The organism is Exiguobacterium sp. N4-1P (assembly GCF_002214325.1).
Genome location: NZ_CP022236.1, coordinates 699,274 through 718,369 on the forward strand (window position 1 = coordinate 699,274; position 19,096 = coordinate 718,369).

Annotated in this window: 15 protein-coding genes; 13 read left to right on the forward strand and 2 right to left on the reverse strand. The window is 45.0% G+C overall.

The window, feature by feature from the left end:
- Positions 1-105: 105 nt before the first annotated feature.
- The 11 genes from A0126_RS03620 (at position 106) to A0126_RS03665 (ending at position 10,757) form a co-directional block, all read left to right on the forward strand.
- A complete protein-coding gene (locus tag A0126_RS03620) occupies positions 106-1,779 on the forward strand; it encodes a glycerol-3-phosphate dehydrogenase/oxidase (protein WP_088836478.1) in 1,674 nt (557 codons plus the stop codon).
- A 561-nt stretch (positions 1,780-2,340) separates the two neighbouring features.
- The gene (locus A0126_RS03625) at positions 2,341-3,024 is read left to right on the forward strand and encodes a DsbA family oxidoreductase (protein WP_088836479.1); all 684 of its coding nucleotides are present in this window, start codon (positions 2,341-2,343) and stop codon (positions 3,022-3,024) included.
- 33 nt (positions 3,025-3,057) lie between these two features.
- Positions 3,058-4,047 (forward strand): lipoate--protein ligase, encoded by a 990-nt coding sequence (locus A0126_RS03630; protein ID WP_029332843.1) that lies wholly within the window; start codon positions 3,058-3,060, stop codon positions 4,045-4,047.
- A gap of 51 nt (positions 4,048-4,098) precedes the next feature.
- Entirely contained in the window at positions 4,099-4,986 is an 888-nt protein-coding gene (locus A0126_RS03635; RefSeq protein ID WP_088836480.1) for an SDR family oxidoreductase, read from the forward strand.
- A 125-nt stretch (positions 4,987-5,111) separates the two neighbouring features.
- The gene (locus A0126_RS03640; protein ID WP_088838434.1) at positions 5,112-6,656 is read left to right on the forward strand and encodes a fatty acid--CoA ligase family protein; all 1,545 of its coding nucleotides are present in this window, start codon (positions 5,112-5,114) and stop codon (positions 6,654-6,656) included.
- Positions 6,657-6,777: 121 nt separating this feature from the next.
- Entirely contained in the window at positions 6,778-7,209 is a 432-nt protein-coding gene (locus tag A0126_RS03645; RefSeq protein ID WP_088836481.1) for a methylglyoxal synthase, read from the forward strand.
- A gap of 101 nt (positions 7,210-7,310) precedes the next feature.
- Positions 7,311-7,466, forward strand: a complete 156-nt coding sequence (locus A0126_RS19380) for a hypothetical protein (RefSeq protein ID WP_167331094.1) — start codon at positions 7,311-7,313, stop codon at positions 7,464-7,466.
- A 131-nt stretch (positions 7,467-7,597) separates the two neighbouring features.
- Complete coding sequence (locus A0126_RS03650) at positions 7,598-8,263, forward strand: response regulator transcription factor (RefSeq protein ID WP_088836482.1); 666 nt, start codon at positions 7,598-7,600, stop codon at positions 8,261-8,263.
- A gap of 11 nt (positions 8,264-8,274) precedes the next feature.
- Complete coding sequence (locus tag A0126_RS03655; protein WP_239456836.1) at positions 8,275-9,642, forward strand: HAMP domain-containing sensor histidine kinase; 1,368 nt, start codon at positions 8,275-8,277, stop codon at positions 9,640-9,642.
- Positions 9,643-9,752: 110 nt separating this feature from the next.
- Positions 9,753-10,226: a competence protein ComK gene (locus A0126_RS03660; protein WP_034801199.1), complete on the forward strand. Its 474-nt coding sequence runs from the start codon at positions 9,753-9,755 to the stop codon at positions 10,224-10,226.
- A 120-nt stretch (positions 10,227-10,346) separates the two neighbouring features.
- Positions 10,347-10,757, forward strand: coding sequence for a hypothetical protein (locus A0126_RS03665; protein ID WP_029332849.1), 411 nt, complete (start codon positions 10,347-10,349; stop codon positions 10,755-10,757).
- A 72-nt stretch (positions 10,758-10,829) separates the two neighbouring features.
- Here A0126_RS03665 and A0126_RS03670 read toward each other — a convergent pair whose 3' ends face one another.
- Complete coding sequence (locus A0126_RS03670; protein ID WP_029332850.1) at positions 10,830-11,168, reverse strand: hypothetical protein; 339 nt, start codon at positions 11,166-11,168, stop codon at positions 10,830-10,832.
- A gap of 59 nt (positions 11,169-11,227) precedes the next feature.
- Entirely contained in the window at positions 11,228-11,608 is a 381-nt protein-coding gene (locus A0126_RS03675) for a truncated hemoglobin (protein ID WP_088836484.1), read from the reverse strand.
- A gap of 138 nt (positions 11,609-11,746) precedes the next feature.
- Here A0126_RS03675 and addB point away from each other — a divergent pair, with 138 nt between their 5' ends.
- Both addB and addA read left to right on the forward strand, forming a co-directional pair.
- Positions 11,747-15,184: a helicase-exonuclease AddAB subunit AddB gene (addB, locus tag A0126_RS03680; protein WP_239456838.1), complete on the forward strand. Its 3,438-nt coding sequence runs from the start codon at positions 11,747-11,749 to the stop codon at positions 15,182-15,184.
- Positions 15,181-18,732 (forward strand): helicase-exonuclease AddAB subunit AddA, encoded by a 3,552-nt coding sequence (gene addA / locus A0126_RS03685; RefSeq protein ID WP_088836485.1) that lies wholly within the window; start codon positions 15,181-15,183, stop codon positions 18,730-18,732. Before addB ends, addA begins: the two co-directional genes overlap by 4 nt.
- Positions 18,733-19,096: the final 364 nt, after the last annotated feature.

Below are 19,096 nucleotides of genomic sequence, written 5' to 3' on the forward strand. Positions count from 1 at the left end.
AAACCGGTCGGAGAATATGGAGAGACCACAACAGCAGTTGGCATAGTCAGCTTGTTCGTTGTGGTCTCTTTTTTTCTTTTTCGAACCTAACAGGAGGAACTATTCATGGCTAACCAATCTTTTTCAAGCAAAAACCGTACAGACGTCTACAATCGATTGACACGTGAAGAACTTGACATACTCGTCGTCGGTGGCGGAATTACAGGCGCAGGAATCGCACTCGATGCTGCGTCACGCGGCATGAAAATCGGTCTCGTTGAAATGCAAGACTTTGCAGCCGGGACGTCAAGTCGTTCAACGAAACTCGTCCATGGTGGTTTACGTTACCTGAAACAATTTGAAATTCAAATGGTCGCTGAAGTCGGGAAAGAACGAGCAATCGTCTATGAGAACGGACCACATGTTACGACACCGGAGTGGATGTTACTACCGATGCATAAAGGTGGTACATTCGGACCGTTCAGTACGTCAATCGGACTCCGTGTCTACGATTTCCTAGCGGGTGTCAAACGTTCAGAATGGCGTTCGATGTTATCTGCAAAAGAAACACTCGCAAAAGAACCGTTAGTCAAACAAGACGGATTAAAAGGTGGCGGCTATTACGTCGAGTACCGGACAGATGATGCACGATTGACGATTGAAGTCATGAAAGAAGCCGTCAGTCACGGAGCACGTGTCGTCAACTATACGAAAGCTGAAGAAATCATCTACGAAGCAGGTAAAGTCGTCGGTATGCGTGTGACAGATCTCTTAACAGGAGATGTTCATGAAATCCGTGCTAAAAAAGTTGTGAATGCGACAGGACCATGGGTCGATGAGTTACGTGAGAAAGATGGTTCAAAAGTCGGGAAACAACTTCGTTTGACAAAAGGGGTTCACGTTGTCATCGACCAATCTAAATTCCCACTCAAACAAGCAGTCTATTTTGATACACCAGACGGTCGGATGATTTTCGCGATTCCACGTGACGGTAAAGCATATGTCGGAACAACCGATACGTTCTTCGATAAAGATACAGCGCATCCGAAATTCACTGTCGAAGATCAAGATTATGTCTTAGACGCGATTCGCTACATGTTCCCAGAAGTCAAAGTCACGGCGGAAGACGTCGAGTCAAGCTGGGCTGGTGTTCGTCCATTGATTTATGAAGAAGGGAAAGATCCTTCTGAAATTTCACGGAAAGATGAAGTATGGCAGTCAGAGTCAGGACTCATCACAATCGCAGGTGGTAAATTGACAGGATACCGCAAAATGGCAGAGCATGTTGTCAACCTGGTCGCGAAACTATTAAAAGAAGAAACGAACCGTGCCTATGCGCGTTGTTCAACAAAAAATATGCCAATCTCAGGTGGACATGTCGACGGAGCAAAAGGTTTCGAACGGTTCTTGAAATCGCAAGCACCAGCAAACGGACTCACTTCAGAAGAAGTCTTGTTCCTTGCGCAACGTTACGGATCAAACATCTCTGAAGTATTGACGTATGCTGCAGCTTACGATCAAGCAGAAACAAAACTTCCGCGTGATGTCTATGCACAGCTCCATTATGGAATTGAGCAAGAAATGGTCGCACGTCCAATCGATTTCTTTATTCGTCGGACTGGCGCTGTCTTCTTCAATATCGCTTGGGCACGTCAGTATAAAGACGCAGTCATCGAAGAGATGAAACAACACTTGAACTGGACGGAAGAACAAACGAAACAGTATACAGAAGAATTAGAAATTGAAATTAACGATGCGTCACACGCACTCGTTACTGAAACAGCTTCTGCCGCTAACTGAATGAAATAAGTGTGTAATGCCCCCGACGACACGTCGGGGGCATTTGAGGTTGTAGACAAATGCTTATGAAGCGTGAACATGCGATATCGAGATGCTATCAACTCGCGATTCCCTGTCCCGCCTCGTTTTCCAAGTGGCAATCGATCGCGCCGCTACAGCAAAGTTGCAGGAGCGCGACCGATTGCTTTTCGCGGTCTAAAGCGATTCAAGACGGATTGTGCTCTAAACCGTATGCATGCCTTTCCCTCACGGTATCACCTAAAAAGCGTCACGTGTCGTTGACTCCTACGGGTGAAAGTGCGTGTTTAACGCACTTTCAGAGGCAGGCAAGACCCTGCTCGTTGTCCATTAGGATCAAGGCGCAATGGCTTGCGCCTCACCCGAGGAAAGCAACGAAAAAAACCGCTTTTATTTCTCGAGATCACTTTATCTACACGTTGTAATGCTCCCTACAATACGTCGGGGGCATTTTTCCATGACTTGAAATCAGATTAATTGCAAGAGGTGTCGCTGAGGATTATGCTTAGTCCATACTGAAAAATCAAAGGGAGTTGGAATGAAATGAAAGTAGAAGTATGGTCAGATTACGCGTGTCCGTTTTGTTATATCGGGAAAAAACGTCTAGAAAAAGCAATTGAAGCGAATGGAATGAAAAATGTCGAGGTCGAATTTAAAAGTTTTGAACTCGATCCGAATGCACCGGCTGAACCGACGAAAGGATTATATGAAATTCTTGCTTCGAAATACGGTACGACAGTCGAGGAAGCACGTAATATGTCACAAGGCATCGTTGAGTCAGCGAAAGCTGACGGATTAATGTACGAAATGGATCGTGTCGTTCCTGCCAATACATTTGAAGCTCATCGCTTGACTCAACTCGCGAAAAAACATGGTAAAATGGATGAGATATCGGAAGCACTCTTTCAGTCTTACTTCATGAAAGGGGAGAACTTGAACGATCCGTCAATCTTGACGCGCGTTGCGCAGGAAGTCGGACTCGACTCAGAAGAGGTTGAGGCATTCCTTGCATCAGATACTTCAACAACTGAAGTCCGGGAAGAAGAAGATATGGCACGCGAACTTGGTGTGACAGGAGTTCCCTTCTTCGTATTTGATCGTAAATATGCGATTTCAGGGGCGCAACCCGTTGAAGCGTTTAGCCAAGTGATGGACCGGATTCAAGCGGAACAAAAGATTGAAGTCGTAGCAGATGGTGATGCTTGCGGAGTCGATGGTTGTAACTAAAATCCAGGCTAACAAAAGGAGAACGTACCCTACATGAAACTTATCTTTCACCCTGAAATTCGAGATGCGCGGATTAACCTTGCTGTCGAAGAATTCATCTTGAATAACTTGAACGTCAATGAAGAAGACTATTTTTTATTTTATATCAATGGTCCTTCCATCATCGTCGGAAAAAATCAAAACACGAATGAAGAAGTCAACTTGAAGTACGTCGAGGATCATGGCATTCACGTTGTGCGTCGTCTATCTGGTGGTGGAGCGGTTTATCACGATGAGGGAAACTTGAACTTCAGTTTCTTGACGAAAGATGACGGTGATTCGTTTAATAACTACAAAAAGTTCACGGAGCCTGTCGTGCAAGCCCTTCACAAACTGGGCGTGGAAGCTGAGCTATCTGGGCGAAACGATATTCATGTCGGAACGCGTAAGATTAGTGGGAATGCTCAGTTTACGACCCGTGGGCGGATGTTTAGCCACGGGACATTGATGCTTGATTCGAATATTGAAGAAGTCGTCAATGCGTTAGTCGTCAGCGAAGAAAAAATGCGATCAAAAGGAATCAAATCAGTTCGTAGTCGTGTCGCCAATATTTCTGAATTCTTAACTGAACCGTTGACGATGGATCAATTCGTTGATCATCTGCTCGCTTCGATTTATGAAGGAAAAGAAATCGAGCGTTATACGTTGACGGAAGCAGACTGGGAAAAGGTTAATGCGATTTCAGCAGAACGGTATGGCAACTGGGACTGGAACTTCGGCAAGTCTCCGAAGTTTGATGTCATCCATAAAAAACGTTTCCCGATCGGAACGATTGATTTCCGGCTTAATGTTACGAAGGGCATCATTCAAGAAGCGAAAATCTATGGAGATTTCTTTGGTGTCGCGGATGCCTCGGAAATTGCTCAAGCATTAGAAGGAAAACGATACGACCGTGCGTCATTGCGGGAAGTATTAAGTCAGTATGAATTAAAAAAATATTTTGGTGCTGTCGAACTAGACGAAGTACTCGACGTTTTAGCATAAGCTTTTTTGGGAAAACTCTCTCTATCAACTTGCATAGGGGGAGCTTTTTTTATGGGCTACAATAAAGATAACTTTTTAGAAGGTACGTTAGAGGATTTCATCAATTTTGAACAGGTCTCAGAAGGGTTACCAAAAACAGAGGATAATCAACCGCTCCCTTACTATGAACGTGACGATTATCGTGCGGCCGGGAAATTAAAAGGCAAGGTCGCAATCATCACTGGTGGTAATTCCGGAATCGGACGTGCCGTATCGCTTGCCTATACGCTTGAAGGTGCGAAAATCGTCATCGCCTTCTATGGCGACCAAGAGGGCGCGGAAGAAACGAAAGCGCGTGTCGAAGAGCTTGGTGGGGAAGTGCTCCTGTCTAAAGGAGACATTGGAGACGCAGCTTATTGTGAAGAACTCGTTCAAAAAACAATCGACAAATTTGGCCGCCTCGATATTGTAGTCAATAATGCGAGTATGCAAAAACCAGAAGACTCGCTTCTCGATATTGAAGACAAGTCGCTGGAGAAGACATTCAAAACAAATATTTTTGGAATGATGCGTCTTGCACGTGCTGCTTTACCACACCTCAAGCAAGGATCTGCCATCATCAATACAACATCATCAACAGCATATGAAGGCAATGCCCTTCTGATTGATTATTCTTCAACAAAAGGGGCGATCGTCAGCTTCACGCGAAGTTTATCCATGAATCTCGCAAAACAAGGGGTTCGTGTCAATGCTGTCGCACCAGGTCCGATTTGGACACCGTTGATCACGGAGACGTTCCCGGATGAATCGGTAAAAACGTTTGGTAAAAATACACCGATGGATCGACCGGGCCAACCGGCAGAAATGGCATCCGCATATGTGTTCTTAGCATGTAATGATTCGAGCTATATGACAGGACAAGTGCTTCATCTCAATGGTGGTGTCATCATCAACGGATAATGATAAAGAACGTGAAAACGTTTCCATAAAATGATATACTATCCATACTAACGCAAGCGTTATGTATGGTTTTTTTTTGCGTAAAAAATGAATGGTTGTTCATTTGAAGGGGGAAGTTAATGATGATGGGATTGATTCATTCTGTAGAGGAGACCGCCCGGAGAAGTCCGGATGCAGTCGCCTACGTCTTCGAAGACACGAAAGTCAGTTATCATGAGTTTGTCGAGAAGTTCTACCGGGCAGCAGGGGCATTAGAAGCGAACGGGATTCGCAAAGGAGATCATGTTGCATTGATACTTGGGAACAGTCCAGCGTTTTTAGTTGGGTATTATGCCATCATGAAGCAAGGGGCGATTGCGATTCCAATCAACCCAACATATACACCGGATGAAATCGGGTACATTTTGATGAATGGGGACGTTAAAGGAATTCTTGGGATCGCTCCGCTCGTCGAAGCAGCAAAAGCACGGTTAGTTCATTTACCGAACTTATCCGTTGTCGTATCGGTGCCGTTTAACGGGGTAATTGGCCCAAGCGAAAAAATCGGGAATGTTGAATTTACGACGTTAGAAGACTGGCTTTCCATCGAACATCCGGTCAAAGACGTGATGAATGAACTCGATGATACGGCAGTCATTTTGTATACGAGCGGAACAACAGGGAAACCGAAAGGCGCCATGCTCTCACACCGTAACTTAACATCAAATGCACAATCGATTGGTGAATACTTAAATGTGTCAGAGCGCGACCGGACGCTCGCTGTGTTACCGATGTTCCATGTCTTTTGCTTGACGGTCGTCGTTAACGCTTCACTTGCACACGGAGCATCAATCATCATTGCACCACGTTTTTCACCGCAAGAAACGTTTGAACTGGCGAAAAAAGAGCAAGTTACGATTTTTGCCGGCGTACCGACAATGTATAATTTCCTTCTTCAGACGGTTCAAGCCCACCCGCATTTTGCAGATTACTTTGCGTCGAGCCGATTATTCGTTTCCGGTGGAGCGAGCTTACCGGTTCCTTTACTTGAATCATTTGAAAAGACGTTCAACTGTCACATACTAGAAGGATACGGCCTATCAGAAGCCTCACCCGTCACGTGCTTCAATCCGTTAAATGGAATCCAAAAGCCGGGGTCGATCGGTCCGTCCATCATCGATGTCGAAAATAAAATTGTGGACGAACTCGGACAAGAATTACCGGATGGTCAAGTCGGAGAGTTAATTGTCCGTGGACCGAATGTCATGACGGGCTATTATAAGATGCCGGAAGAGACACAAGCGACGCTACGCGACGGCTGGTTATATACGGGAGATCTCGCGAGAAGAGACGAGGACGGTTATTTTTATATCGTCGATCGGAAAAAAGATATGATTATCGTTGGTGGTTACAATGTCTATCCACGTGAAGTCGAAGAAGTGCTCTATAAACATCCAGGGGTCGTCGAAGCTGCCGTAATCGGTGTACCAGATGAAGAGATGGGAGAAGCCGTCAAGGCATTTATCGTGTTAAAAGATAGCGTCACAGAAGCAGACCTTCTCGATTTTTGTGCGATTTCACTCGCGAAATACAAGTGTCCGACACGTCTCGAATTCATTGATCAATTGCCACGCAATACGACCGGAAAAATTTTACGGACCGTGTTGAAAAAACAACCATCCAATTCATGACATCCTTCTTAACCGACGACGTTCAAGCGTGAACATCGTCGGTTTTTTAGTCTATTCATGAAAATGAGAGGTTTTTGAAGGCGCGTTTGAGTGCATATACTCTAGAGAGGAGGACGATAAAATGAACATTGCATTGATTGCACATGACGAGAAAAAAGATGAGATGATCATGTTTGCCCGGGCCTACCAGGACTATTTAGCAAAGAATCAATTGTACGCCACGGGGACGACAGGGAAGCGGATCGTCGAAGCGACGGCGCTCGACGTACACCGCTGTAAATCTGGACCACTTGGTGGCGATCAAGAAATTGGCGCGATGGTTGCTCGAGGGGAAATTGACATCGTGATCTTTTTACGTGATCCGTTGACGGCACAGCCTCATGAACCGGATGTATCGGCCTTGATTCGCTTATGTGATGTCTATGACTTGCCGTTAGCGACAAATGTCGGGACGGCTGAGATTTTAATTAATGGGCTTGAACAAGGTGATTTTAAATGGCGTGAAATTATTCAAAAGCGACGGGAAGAGGAACAAGATAAATTTTCTTCGTAACAAACTGCTTGAGAACGCTTCTCATTTTCGTTTCATCGTGTTATAGTCGTATTGAAGATGATACTGATTATCAATTGCGATAGAAAAGGGCGGCGAAAACAATGGAAATCATTTTAATGACAGGTGTCACGGTCTTACTCGGTGGAGGAGCAACCTTCTTAGCACATATTGTAAAGACGGAACGTCGTCATATTGCGACAGATGTTAAAACGAACGTAGAACGTGCAACCTATCCATCGTTGCGCCTCGTAAAATAAATAGTGTTACTGACTAAACGCGCCTCTTTTTGGATAAAAGAGGGCGTTTTTTTCACATTTGGAGTGTTCTCACATAATTGTGCGGAATTCCTTTGATACACTACAAAAAAAGGACTTAGTCAGGAGTGACAGTGATGCATACGATTTATTTAGTGGATGATGAAGTGAATCTGAACCGCGTGCTCGTAAAATATTTAGAACAAGAAGGATGGCAAGTGAAATCGTTCACCTCTGGGGAAGCGGCAGCTTCAGCGATTATTGAAAAGCCTGATTTATGGGTGCTCGATATTATGTTACCGGATATGGACGGATTTCAGTTGATTAAACGGATCAAGGCACATGATGAGACGACACCTGTTATTTTCATCTCTGCCCGAGACGAAGATATCGACAAAATCATCGGCTTAGAAATGGGCTCGGATGATTACATCGCGAAACCGTTTTTGCCAAGAGAACTTGTCATTCGTGTCAAAAAAATCTTAGCGCGCGCCTATGCGACACCAAAAACAGGAGTGATTCAGTATGGCGATTATACAATCTATCCTGAAAAACGAGTCATCGAAGAAAATGGTCAAGAAATTGATTTGACCTCAAAAGAGTATGATTTGTTGATTTTATTCGCGACACAAATCGGGACGCCAATGTCCCGTGAACAGATTCTTGTCAGTGTCTGGGGTGATGATTACTTTGGTTCCGATCGTGTCGTCGACGATTTAGTTCGACGAGTCCGGAAAAAATTATCCAAACTTGAACTAGAGACGATTTATGGGATTGGCTACCGGTTGGTGTCTGCATGAAGAATCGGAGTTTGGGATTTCAGATTTGGGCGATGTTTCTACTCGTCATCGCAACGCTCTCGATCGTTATCCTAGTCGTCATGCGGTCATCGATTGGAAACTTTATTGATGAACAGGTCTATTCGACGTTAGAAAACAGTGAAGTCTTCTTTTCAAAAGATGCTTCTGTCATCGACATGTTGCAGGACAATCCAATTGAATTTGATCGTCGAAAACAGGAGTCGCGTTCCGTTAATATTTTGTTGCTTTCGAAAAATGGGAAACTCTATTATGGGGGAGCCCCGCAACAATTGATTGATCAGATGTATCGTGATGCGATCAATCAAAAAGCAGAAACGGAAAAATATACGACGCAACTTGATAAAGAAGACGTCTATTACAGCATTCTCAAGATAGAATCGGAAGGGGAGACGTATTATCGTGTCTCTTATGTCTGGGATGCCTATCGTCAAGAACTGATTACGCAATTGTTTTCAAAAATTGGCTGGGTCGTCGTAATTGTGAGTATCTTGACATTGTTCATCGCTTTTTGGTTAGCACGTCGCTTGACGCAACCATTGATTGAAATTGAAGGTGCAGTCGGAAAGATTGCAGCGCAACAGTGGAATACGCCACTTCCTCTTGATCGCGGAGATGAAATTGGTCGTTTGGCACGATCGGTCAATGCCATGCGCGTCGATTTAGAAAAGCAGGATAAAGCACAAAAAGCATTGCTACAAAATATTTCACATGACCTGAAGACACCAATCATGGTCATTCGCAGTTATGCACAGTCCATTTCTGACGGGATTTATCCGGATGGTGATTTGACAGGTTCGGTCTCAGTGATTGAGGAAGAGGCCGAGCGGTTAGAAAAGAAAGTCGCTGCCTTGCTTTATGTGACAAAATTGGATTACTTTGAATTAGATCGTTCTACATGGGATACGATTGATTTAGACCGAATGGTTCATTTACTACAAAGTCGTTTTTCAAGTACAAAGCCGCTTTCGTGGACGATTACAGGGGAAGCCGGTCTTGTACTTGGCGAAGGAGAACAATTACGAGTTGCACTTGAAAATGTAATTGATAATGCGATGCGATATGCCGAGACATCGATTGATATTCGTTTATCCGGGACCGAAGAGATAGCTCAAATCGAGATTGAAAACGACGGTCCACCACTCGATTCATCATCACCACTTTTCCATCAATTTTCACGTGGTAAAGAAGGTAAATTTGGTCTAGGTCTTTATATCGTAAAACGTATCGTTGAGCGTCATGACGGGGAAGTTTCAATCGAGAACCAAGCAGTGGGAAATGGAAAAGATAAAGTTTGTGTGATTTTCAAATTCCCACGTCATTTTAAGCCAGAGATGGACCAATCAACGAAAGAACTTTAAAAACGAGATAGCGATATCTCGTTTTTTATATTGGGAAATATCGAACAGTCGAGGGCGTACAGGTGGGTTCTTTGATATAAACAAAGTAATAGAAGAAGGGAGATAGTAGGATGCCACATAACATCACGGAAGAAACGTTAGCTCTTATTCCTCAGTACGGTCAATACGGGGAACCGCAAACACTACTTATTAAAGAACGGTCGGAACTTGTGCTCGAAGGACATCCGATCAAACTGATTGAAGAATCATGTTTGTATTTTGGTTCTTCGATGCGAGGAAGAATTGAAGCAGCACGACATATCTTAGGACCAAACCGAAAAACGCCGGTTTTAATTGATTGGCAAGCACAAACCATCTTCTTTCCGACGACAGCTAAAGAAAAGGCGGAGTGCATCTGGATTAACTTTAAACAAATGAAGACCGTTAAGAAGAGTGGCGGAAAGGTGCAAGTCGAGTTTCAAACAGGACAGCGGATTGATACGGCCGCATCTGCCTATAGTATTGAACGACAGCGGATTAAAACCCTAGAATTAGCTTACGAAATGCAACGACGCTTCCAGGGGACGGGACATGAACACGTTTAAAAAGTGCAGAAAAGTGGAACACTCTAACAGGAAACGTTACCAATGAGAGCGAAATGAACTTGAGTAGAAACTGAATGCGCATTGAAGGGGAGGTGAAGCGGCCGATCTGGTCGCTACACGATGAATGAATCATATGAATGGTTAAACCGTAGAAAATTACAGCCGGGCTTCGGTGTTAATGGAGGACGCCGTTTTATTAGTTCACGGATCGTCCGTCCAGAAAACACGCCCGGCAAACGAATTAAAGATATTAAGCGAACACGCCAACTCATCGTCGACGAGGCAGGAAATCGACGTTGGGTGACAAAGCGAGTAGTCGTCACAGATGCATCAAAACATATGACGATTAACCGCCGCACATCGATTGCGCAAAAAGAAGTAACAGAATCTCGCTTAGAGCAAGTGAAGCAAAAATTATCTTCGAAGAAAGTATTGATTCCCGTTTTAGCGGCGACAGGGCTTGCCGTTGCCGGAGGGGTACTCGCATATGTACTTCGTCGCAAAAAAAGAAACACTCCCGAGAGTGAATAAACAAGCGTATAAGAAAAAAGCCGCGTCCCTCATTTAATCCAGGGACGCGGCTTTCTCTATACATAACCTATCTTAAAGGAAACGTTTTCGAATCGAAGTTGAGAGTGCTTTCTCTGCAATTTCTTCGAGCTGTTTCAAATTCGTCGCGTCAAAACTATCATTATAGAAGCGACCAACGAATTCGACACGATCATAATCGAGTTCCTTGAAAATCAAATGCTTGTGGTCATCATAAAAGACGACACGGAAGTAATCAGAACCGCGCTCTAATGTGACGAGTCCTTTAATATGTTCGAGTTTCTTTTGCTCGTCAGACTTTTCTTCTTCAACCGGTTCCTCTGCAGTTTTCGCCTCTGCTTGTTCGAGTGCCGATTTCACTAAATCAGGTTTCTTATCTTGTTCTTCAGTCATAATTATCGCCTCCATCTTTCATTTTACATGGAAATGGACAGATGAGAAAGAAAAATCCCTCACGGTTCCTGATGAGCCTCACAAATCCGTAAGACGTTTAATGCACCAATTCGTAAGCGCTCCATCAAACGTTCAGCTACAGCTCGATTGGAAAGTGTCTCATAGATGGCCACTTCCATCAACTCCATCCAGCGAAAGGCGTGTTGCTGTTCAATTGGTAAGAGTCGGTGAATCATCGCTAAATTCGTCCGCGAATCATCTAACTCATATTGGCGTGGACCACCTGTTAAGTGTGTCAAAAAAATAACTTGCGCCTGCTCGACACGTTGACGATCATCAGGAAAAATCGGACGAAGTATGGGGTCGGCATAAACAAGTTGATAAAAGCGAGCGACTAGCTGTTCAAGCATCGGTTGTTTTCCGATGTCATCATATAGCATGGTATTCCTCCTGTCTAACTAATTTTAATTGGCTTCAGTGTAGCAAAAATAAGTAGAAAAATATAGCTTCAAAAACGGACGTTTGTTCGTGTTTTATGAGATAATGACGTATACAAAAACGAGCTAAGGGAGGAACTGATGACCATGAATCATATGCACCTCGGTCGTGCCGGAACCGGAAAAACCACAAAATTAATAGAGACTGTAATCAATGAGCTCGAGGAGCGACCACTTGGAGAGCCGATTTATTTTATCGTCCCCGATCAAATGTCATTTGAGATGGAACGTCGAATTGCGACGGATGCCCGCCTATCTGGATTAGTACGGATGGAAGTCATGAGTTTGCGGCGCTTTGCTTTTCATATCATGCGGGATCATGGCAATCAGGCGATTCCGTTTTTAGACGAGACAGGGACACAGTTGTTATTACGTCAAGTCGTCGAAGAAGTTGAAAATGAGTTAAAGATTTTCAAACGGACAAAGAATATGCCCGGGTTTTACAAGGGGCTTGATGAACTGATCGCTACGTTCAAACGTTCGCTCGTCGCTCCAGACATGTTACGTCAAATTAGCGGACTTTCTCCGGAACGCTCGCCGAAACTAAATGATTTAGCTCTGATTTATGAGCGGTTCTCAGAACGCATCGTGGATAAAGCGCTTCATGCAGATGATTACTATACAACGTTACTCGACTTGTTACCGACAGCAGGTCTTGGTAATACACAATTCTTTATTGATGGTTTCTATGAGTTTTCGTTACAGGAACAACAGGTGTTGCTTAAATTGATGGAACTAGCAAAAGAAGTGCATATCAGCTTTACAATCGATGTGAGCGATCCCTATGCGAAACAGACGGAGTTTGGGGTCTCCCAACGTTGTTATATGCAATTGCTCGAACAGATGCAAGACCGACAGCTCGAGCATGAAGAGGTCCATTATGAACGGACGATTAAGTTCAAGTCGGAAGGACTACAAACATTAGAACAATCATTGATGAGTCCTGCCTATCCTCCTGTCGATCATGAAGTGGACGGGGTCACGGTGACAGCTGCCGTCAATCGCCAAGTCGAAACGGAAGCCGCTGTCCGCCAGGCAATCCAACTCGTGCGCCAGCATGGTTACCGGTTCAATGAAATTGCTTTTATCGTACGACATCTTGAACCGTATGCGGATCATTTAGAACGTGCGTTTCAGCTCTATGATATTCCGTATTTCCTTGATAAGCGGGAAACGATGATTCATCATCCGATTGTTGAATTGATTCAGTCTGCTTTAGAGCTCGTCGTCGCCGGTTACCGTGAAGAAGCAGTCTTTCGTCTGCTGAAAACGGAATTGATGCCACTCCCGGCAGATGATCAACGGCTCGCGCTTGATCGATTGGAGACGTTTGTCTTAGAACGTGGCATTAAAGGCACGATGTGGCAAAAGCCGTGGCAATTGAAACGACGCTTAACGGATGAAGTCAGTCTGACGGCGGAGGAACTCGAAGAAGAGGATGAGTTAAACCGGATGCGTCAATTCGTCGTCGATGCGATTACCCCGTTACAAGACCGGTTGAAGAAATCAAAAACAATGAGTGAACATACGCGTTCGCTTTATCAGTTCCTTGAAGAACACCAGTTGACAGATCGGCTGTTCAGTTGGAAACAAGAGGCGCTCGAGCGCAATGAGCTCAGTCATGCCCGGGAACATGATCAAGTATATGAAGCGGTCTTACATTTACTTGAACAACTCGAAGCAGCAGCTCCTGAGACGGAACTGTCGACAGACTTATTCGTACAAATGGTCGAAACCGGACTTGAGAGTCTGCGCTTCTCACTCGTCCCACCATCGCTCGATCAGGTCATCGCGACGGATTATGTCCGGGGGCGTTTACAACGAGTAAAAGTCGCATTTTTACTCGGCGCGAATGATGGTATGATTCCGTTCGTCGAAGACCAGTCGAAACTATTGTCGGAAGGAGATCATGATTTCCTTCACAATCATGGAGTTCCGGTCGGTAAAGCGTCACTGGATGTCTTTGATGACGAATTATACTACCTGTACCACGGAGTGACGGCACCGAGTGAATCGTTGTATATCAGTTATGCTCTTGTTGATGAGGACGGGAAGGCATTACAACCAGCCTCCATCGTGAAACAAATCAAGTACCAGTTACTGCAAGACCGTCCTGTCAAAACACACTTCGCAGAAGCAGGAGAGCATGCACCAAATGATCAATTCGATTTCGTAACTGATCCCGACCGAGCGGCGGCTGCGACGGCAATCGAGTTACGCCGTTTACAGCGCCGGTATCCGATTCAATCGTCATGGTTTGATGTCTACAATGCATTGCTCGAGAATGGTCAAGGACGAGAACGAATGGCGTTACTCGTCGATGCGTTATTTTATCAAAACCGAGCAGATGAACTTCCAGACGACTTAGCACGTTCCCTTTACGGTGACAGCATCAAGGCGAGTGTCTCTAGATTTGAGACGTATAATGCGTGTTCCTATAAGCATTTTGCACGGTATGGGCTACGTTTGAAGGAACGAAAACTATATAAATTCGAGGCACCCGACATTGGAAATCTATTTCATGGCGCGTTAAATGATTTGTCCGTCAACATCAAGGAGTCCGGCAGAAAATGGCGTGATTTAGATGATGCATCGTGCACAGAACTTGCGAAAAATGCCGTGGAAAAAGTGACACCAGACATTCAAAATGCTATTTTGATGAGTTCGAATCGGTTCGGATACATTCAGAAAAAATTAACGGATGTCGTCGAACAAACGGCGAAGATGCTCGTCAAACAAGCAGAACGGTCTGACTTCGAACCTGATTTATTTGAAATCAGCTTTGGGAACGCGATGTTCCCTCCTTTACGGTTTACACTGCCGGATGGAACGGAAATCGAATTCACTGGTCGAATTGATCGAGTCGACCAAGCGACGATTGGTGACCAATTGTACGTCCGGATTGTCGATTACAAGTCGAGTGCCCGAGCGCTTGATTTTGCTGAAATTTATTATGGTCTTGCGATTCAGATGTTGTTCTATTTAAAAACGGTCGTCGAACAATCAGAAGTCTTATTTAATCAACAAGCGAAACCAGCAGGCGCCCTGTACTTCCATGTCAAAAATCCGATGTTACGAAGTGATTTGTCGGCGGCTGAAGAAGAACGGAATCGTTTATTGCTCGAATCCTACCAGATGCAAGGTGTGATTGTCGAAAATGATGATGTGTTACGGGCGATGGATCAAATCGCGTTTGATGAACGGAAAAAATCGCCACTCGTCAAAGTGACGTTTACGAAGACAGGACTGCATAAATCACATACGAAAGGGGTCGTCAAAGAAGCGGAACTGAACGCGTTGATGGATCATGCCTGGGACGAATTGAAAACAAGCAGTGCCGAGATGTACGCGGGAGATATCGCCATCGATCCGTTCGACTATCAAGAGCGAACACCGTGTACGTTTTGCGAATACCGTTCGGTCTGTCAATTCGACGAATCGCTCGGGAACAGTTATCGTCAACTGGACCCTTTATCTGAAAAAGAAGTATTGGACCGACTGAAGGAGGAAGAGGAATGAGCGTCAATTGGACGGATGAGCAACAACAAGCAATCGATGCGCGCGGAGGACACATTCTCGTTTCGGCAGCAGCCGGTTCAGGGAAGACCGCCGTACTCGTTGAACGGTTGACGCAACGCGTCATCGATCAAGAAGATCCACTGACAGCAGACCGGATTTTAGTCGCGACGTTTACAAACGCTGCCGCAAAAGAAATGAAAACGCGTGTCATCGAGGCGATCGAAGCGAAAATCAAAGAAGCCCCAGACGATGTTTATTTGAAGAAGCAGCGTCAGATGATGAACCGGGCACAAATTACGACAATCCATTCCTTCTGTTTATCAATCTTACGGGAAAACTATTATCGAATCGGGCTGGATCCGGCTTTTCGAATTGCGGATGAATCCGAATTATTGTTGTTACAAGATGATGTACTGGAAGAGGTCTTTGAAGAATTTTACGCTGCCGCCAATCCGGCATTTTATGAATTGATTGATAGTTATACTTCCGATCGGGACGATCAGGCAATGCTCTCTCTGATTTCAAACTTGTACCGGTTTTCGCGTTCGCTACCAGATCCAGACGGTTTTTACGAGCATCTGCTTGCACAATACGACCAGCCGGTTGATCCTGATGAATCTTCGTTGCTGACACGACTCCTTGAATTAGAATGGCAAAAAATCGCACCGCTTTTAGAACGTTACCTTGAGCTCTCCTATCGTTTGCATCAGTCCGGCTATACAGAAATGGCGGAGCTCCTAATGCGTGACATTGAACCGTTACGCCGTATTAATCCGGCGACTGATCGTTGGACGACGGTCGCACTGACGTTCCAAGCTGTCGAGTTCGGACGCTGGAAAAGTCCGCGTGGGGATGAGGCGATTAAAACATTTCAAACGGAACGGACGCGTCTCGTCAGTGAGTTGAAAAAGCGTCAGGAACTATTCGTTCAAAAAGAGGGTGTCGACTACCTCGAAGATCTTCGGTCGCAACTTGGACATGTCGAGATGATCGTGACACTCGTCCGAAAGTTTGCTGAAGCCTATCTCGAAGCCAAACAAGAACGGGGGCTTGTCGATTTTTCCGATTTGGAACATTTTGCTTTAGCCGTTTTAGAAGAAGACGGGGCACCGACCGATGTCGCCCGCTTGCTTCAAGAACGCTTCGTCGAAGTGCTCGTCGATGAATACCAAGATACGAACGAAGTGCAAGAACGTATCTTGACGTTAGTCTCCCAATCAGACGAACAAACCGGTAATTTATTTATGGTCGGTGACGTTAAACAATCGATTTATAAATTCCGTCATGCTGAGCCGGGACTTTTTCTTGATAAGTTCAAGCGATTCCGGCAAACAGATTATGGAACACGAATCGATTTGACGAAAAATTTCCGGAGTCGTCTTGAAGTCCTTGATGGGACGAATCATATTTTCAGACAAGTGATGGATGCCGCCGTCGGTGAAATCGATTATGACGACGCAGCCTATCTACGGCTCGGGAATCTGGGTTACTTCGAATCAGAACAAGTCGAACCGGAATTGATTTTAATCGATCAACAAGATGAAAATAAGGAAGAATTAGAGGCCCGTGCCATCGCAACCCGAATCATCGAGATGGTCAATGATGACAATCCCTATCTCGTCTTCGATGCTAAACAAAAACGTTTTCGAAAATGTGAATACCGTGACATCGTCGTGCTCGTTCGTTCACGTGGGAAACGCGTTCAAGCGCTCGTTGAAGTGTTTGAACAATATGAGCTGCCGGTATACGCGGACACGACAGGCGGTTACTTCCAAGCGACGGAAATTCAAATCATGATGGCATTATTAAAAACGATTGATAATCCGTTACAGGACATTCCATTCGCGAGTTTGCTCCGGTCGCCGATTTTTGGTCTGACCGATCGTGATTTAGGACGGATTCGTGCAAAATCGAAGGATACGAGTTTTTATGAGGCTGCCGTCCATGTGGCAGGCGAAGCGACACCACTCGGGATTCGAGTCGATGAAGCGTTACAACGTGTCAACCAATGGCGGACAGAAGCCCGTGGTAAGTCACTTGCTGCACTCATTCGCTCACTGTTTGATCAAACCGGGTATTTCGAATACGTCGGGTGTCTCGCAGGAGGACGAAGTCGTCAAGCGAATTTGAATGCGTTATACGAACGTGCAAAACAATATGAAGGAGCAGGGTATCGCGGGTTGTATCGTTTCCTACGACTGATAAATCGTTTGATTGAGCGTGGCGAAGACTTTTCCGAAGCTCGTTCACTAGGAGAAGACGAAGATGTCATTCGCATCATGACGATTCATCAATCGAAAGGGCTCGAGTTTCCTGTCACGATTGTCAGTCAGCTCGGAAAGCAATTTAATAAACAAGATCAAATCCAAGCCATACAATTACACAAAACGTATGGGATTGCGCTTGACGCGATTGATCCAATCAAACGCCTGCGGTCAGGTACATTGTTAAAAGAGGTCATTCGCCGTGAGATGGATCGTGAAATGAAAGCGGAAGAAATGCGAGTTCTTTATGTCGCGATGACCCGAGCAAAAGAAAAGCTGGTATTAGTCGGTTCAATCAAGGGATTAGATGAACAGTTGGTAAAATGGCAAGCTGCTCCACACGACGAATTATTGTTGCCGGAAATCGACCGTCGTAATGCGAAAACGTATGCAGACTGGGTAGCACCAGCTGTACTTCGAAACTTTATGTTACAAGAAGGAGAGCAACAATGGGCATTCCGGATCATGGAACTGAACGAAATTGCCCCATACCAAGAAATTTCGACGATGATTGAACAACTGGAACATGTCCGCTCACTTGAAAAAATTGATCGTCCTGAAAATGACGCTTTCAAAGCGCGAATCGAAGAAAGTTTTGCTTATCGCTATGCGCACCAGCTTGCGACCGAGACGGCAGCGAAGCAAACCGTGACTGAACTCAAACGGACCGAACAACTGGAGCGGGCAGCGTTTGAAGCGACAGAACGTCAAGCGACGTATTACCGGACCCCACAGTTCTTAGGCCCGGTCTTAACGGGAGCAGAACGTGGGACTGTCTTACACTTAGCGATGCAACTTTATGAAGCGGATCTGCCGCTCGCTGAACAAATCACGAAGTGGGAGACAGGTGAACGAATCTCAGAACAAGAAGCTTTGACGATGCGTGATGCGCAAAATCAGCTCGAGACATTCCTGTCCTCAAGCATCGGACGATTATTTGAGGAGCGTTTACGGACGGGAGACGTCTACCGTGAACTACCTTTCACGTACAAAATCGATGCCTCACGTTTTCGTACGGATTGGCATGGTCCCGTTGATCAAGCAGTCATGCAAGGGATTGTCGATTGTTTAATTCAAGACGGGGAGGACTATATTCTTCTCGACTATAAATCGGACCAAGTCTTCGAGACGAGCGCTGACCAAACGCCAGCTGAGATTCTTTGCGAACGTTACGCGACACAATTGAACCTGTATCAAGAAGCTCTTGAATCCATTTTGAACATTTCTATCTCTCGAAAATTGATTTATGCATTTTCCTTAGAGCAAGTGATTGAAGTTATCTAACGAGTAAACAAGAGTAGGATTTCTTTTCCAGTAGGCGTCGAGGATGGAAGGTTCCACTTTACCGCAATCAAATGGCCGATGATCCGATGAAAAAGGGGAATCATCGGTCATTTCTATGTGGATTTTTCCCAATCCTGATGTTCGTTTCTTTAAGGCGTGCCTGCAAAAGTCCTCTTCCCTTGTATATGAGGAAAAGGAAGCATATCGCCTTACACGATTCCTACAGGAAAAAGCACGTGAAAGGAGTTGATTCCTTTTTGAATCAACTCCTTTCGGCTAGGCGCATGAGACGACTCGCATTTAAAAACAATAGTCATCGAGTAATTTCCATTTCCTATTATGAAGGAACTGTGTAGAATGAAGG

Coding starts and splice junctions, on each gene's coding strand:
- A0126_RS03620 (WP_088836478.1), top strand. CDS start 106: ATGGCTAACCAATCTTTTTCAAGCAAAAACCGTACAGACGTCTACAAT.
- A0126_RS03665 (WP_029332849.1), top strand. CDS start 10,347: ATGAATGAATCATATGAATGGTTAAACCGTAGAAAATTACAGCCGGGC.
- A0126_RS03645 (WP_088836481.1), top strand. CDS start 6,778: ATGAACATTGCATTGATTGCACATGACGAGAAAAAAGATGAGATGATC.
- A0126_RS19380 (WP_167331094.1), top strand. CDS start 7,311: ATGGAAATCATTTTAATGACAGGTGTCACGGTCTTACTCGGTGGAGGA.
- A0126_RS03660 (WP_034801199.1), top strand. CDS start 9,753: ATGCCACATAACATCACGGAAGAAACGTTAGCTCTTATTCCTCAGTAC.
- A0126_RS03625 (WP_088836479.1), top strand. CDS start 2,341: ATGAAAGTAGAAGTATGGTCAGATTACGCGTGTCCGTTTTGTTATATC.
- A0126_RS03630 (WP_029332843.1), top strand. CDS start 3,058: ATGAAACTTATCTTTCACCCTGAAATTCGAGATGCGCGGATTAACCTT.
- addA (WP_088836485.1), top strand. CDS start 15,181: ATGAGCGTCAATTGGACGGATGAGCAACAACAAGCAATCGATGCGCGC.
- A0126_RS03635 (WP_088836480.1), top strand. CDS start 4,099: ATGGGCTACAATAAAGATAACTTTTTAGAAGGTACGTTAGAGGATTTC.
- A0126_RS03675 (WP_088836484.1), bottom strand. CDS start 11,608: ATGCTATATGATGACATCGGAAAACAACCGATGCTTGAACAGCTAGTC.
- addB (WP_239456838.1), top strand. CDS start 11,747: ATGACCATGAATCATATGCACCTCGGTCGTGCCGGAACCGGAAAAACC.
- A0126_RS03670 (WP_029332850.1), bottom strand. CDS start 11,168: ATGACTGAAGAACAAGATAAGAAACCTGATTTAGTGAAATCGGCACTC.
- A0126_RS03640 (WP_088838434.1), top strand. CDS start 5,112: ATGGGATTGATTCATTCTGTAGAGGAGACCGCCCGGAGAAGTCCGGAT.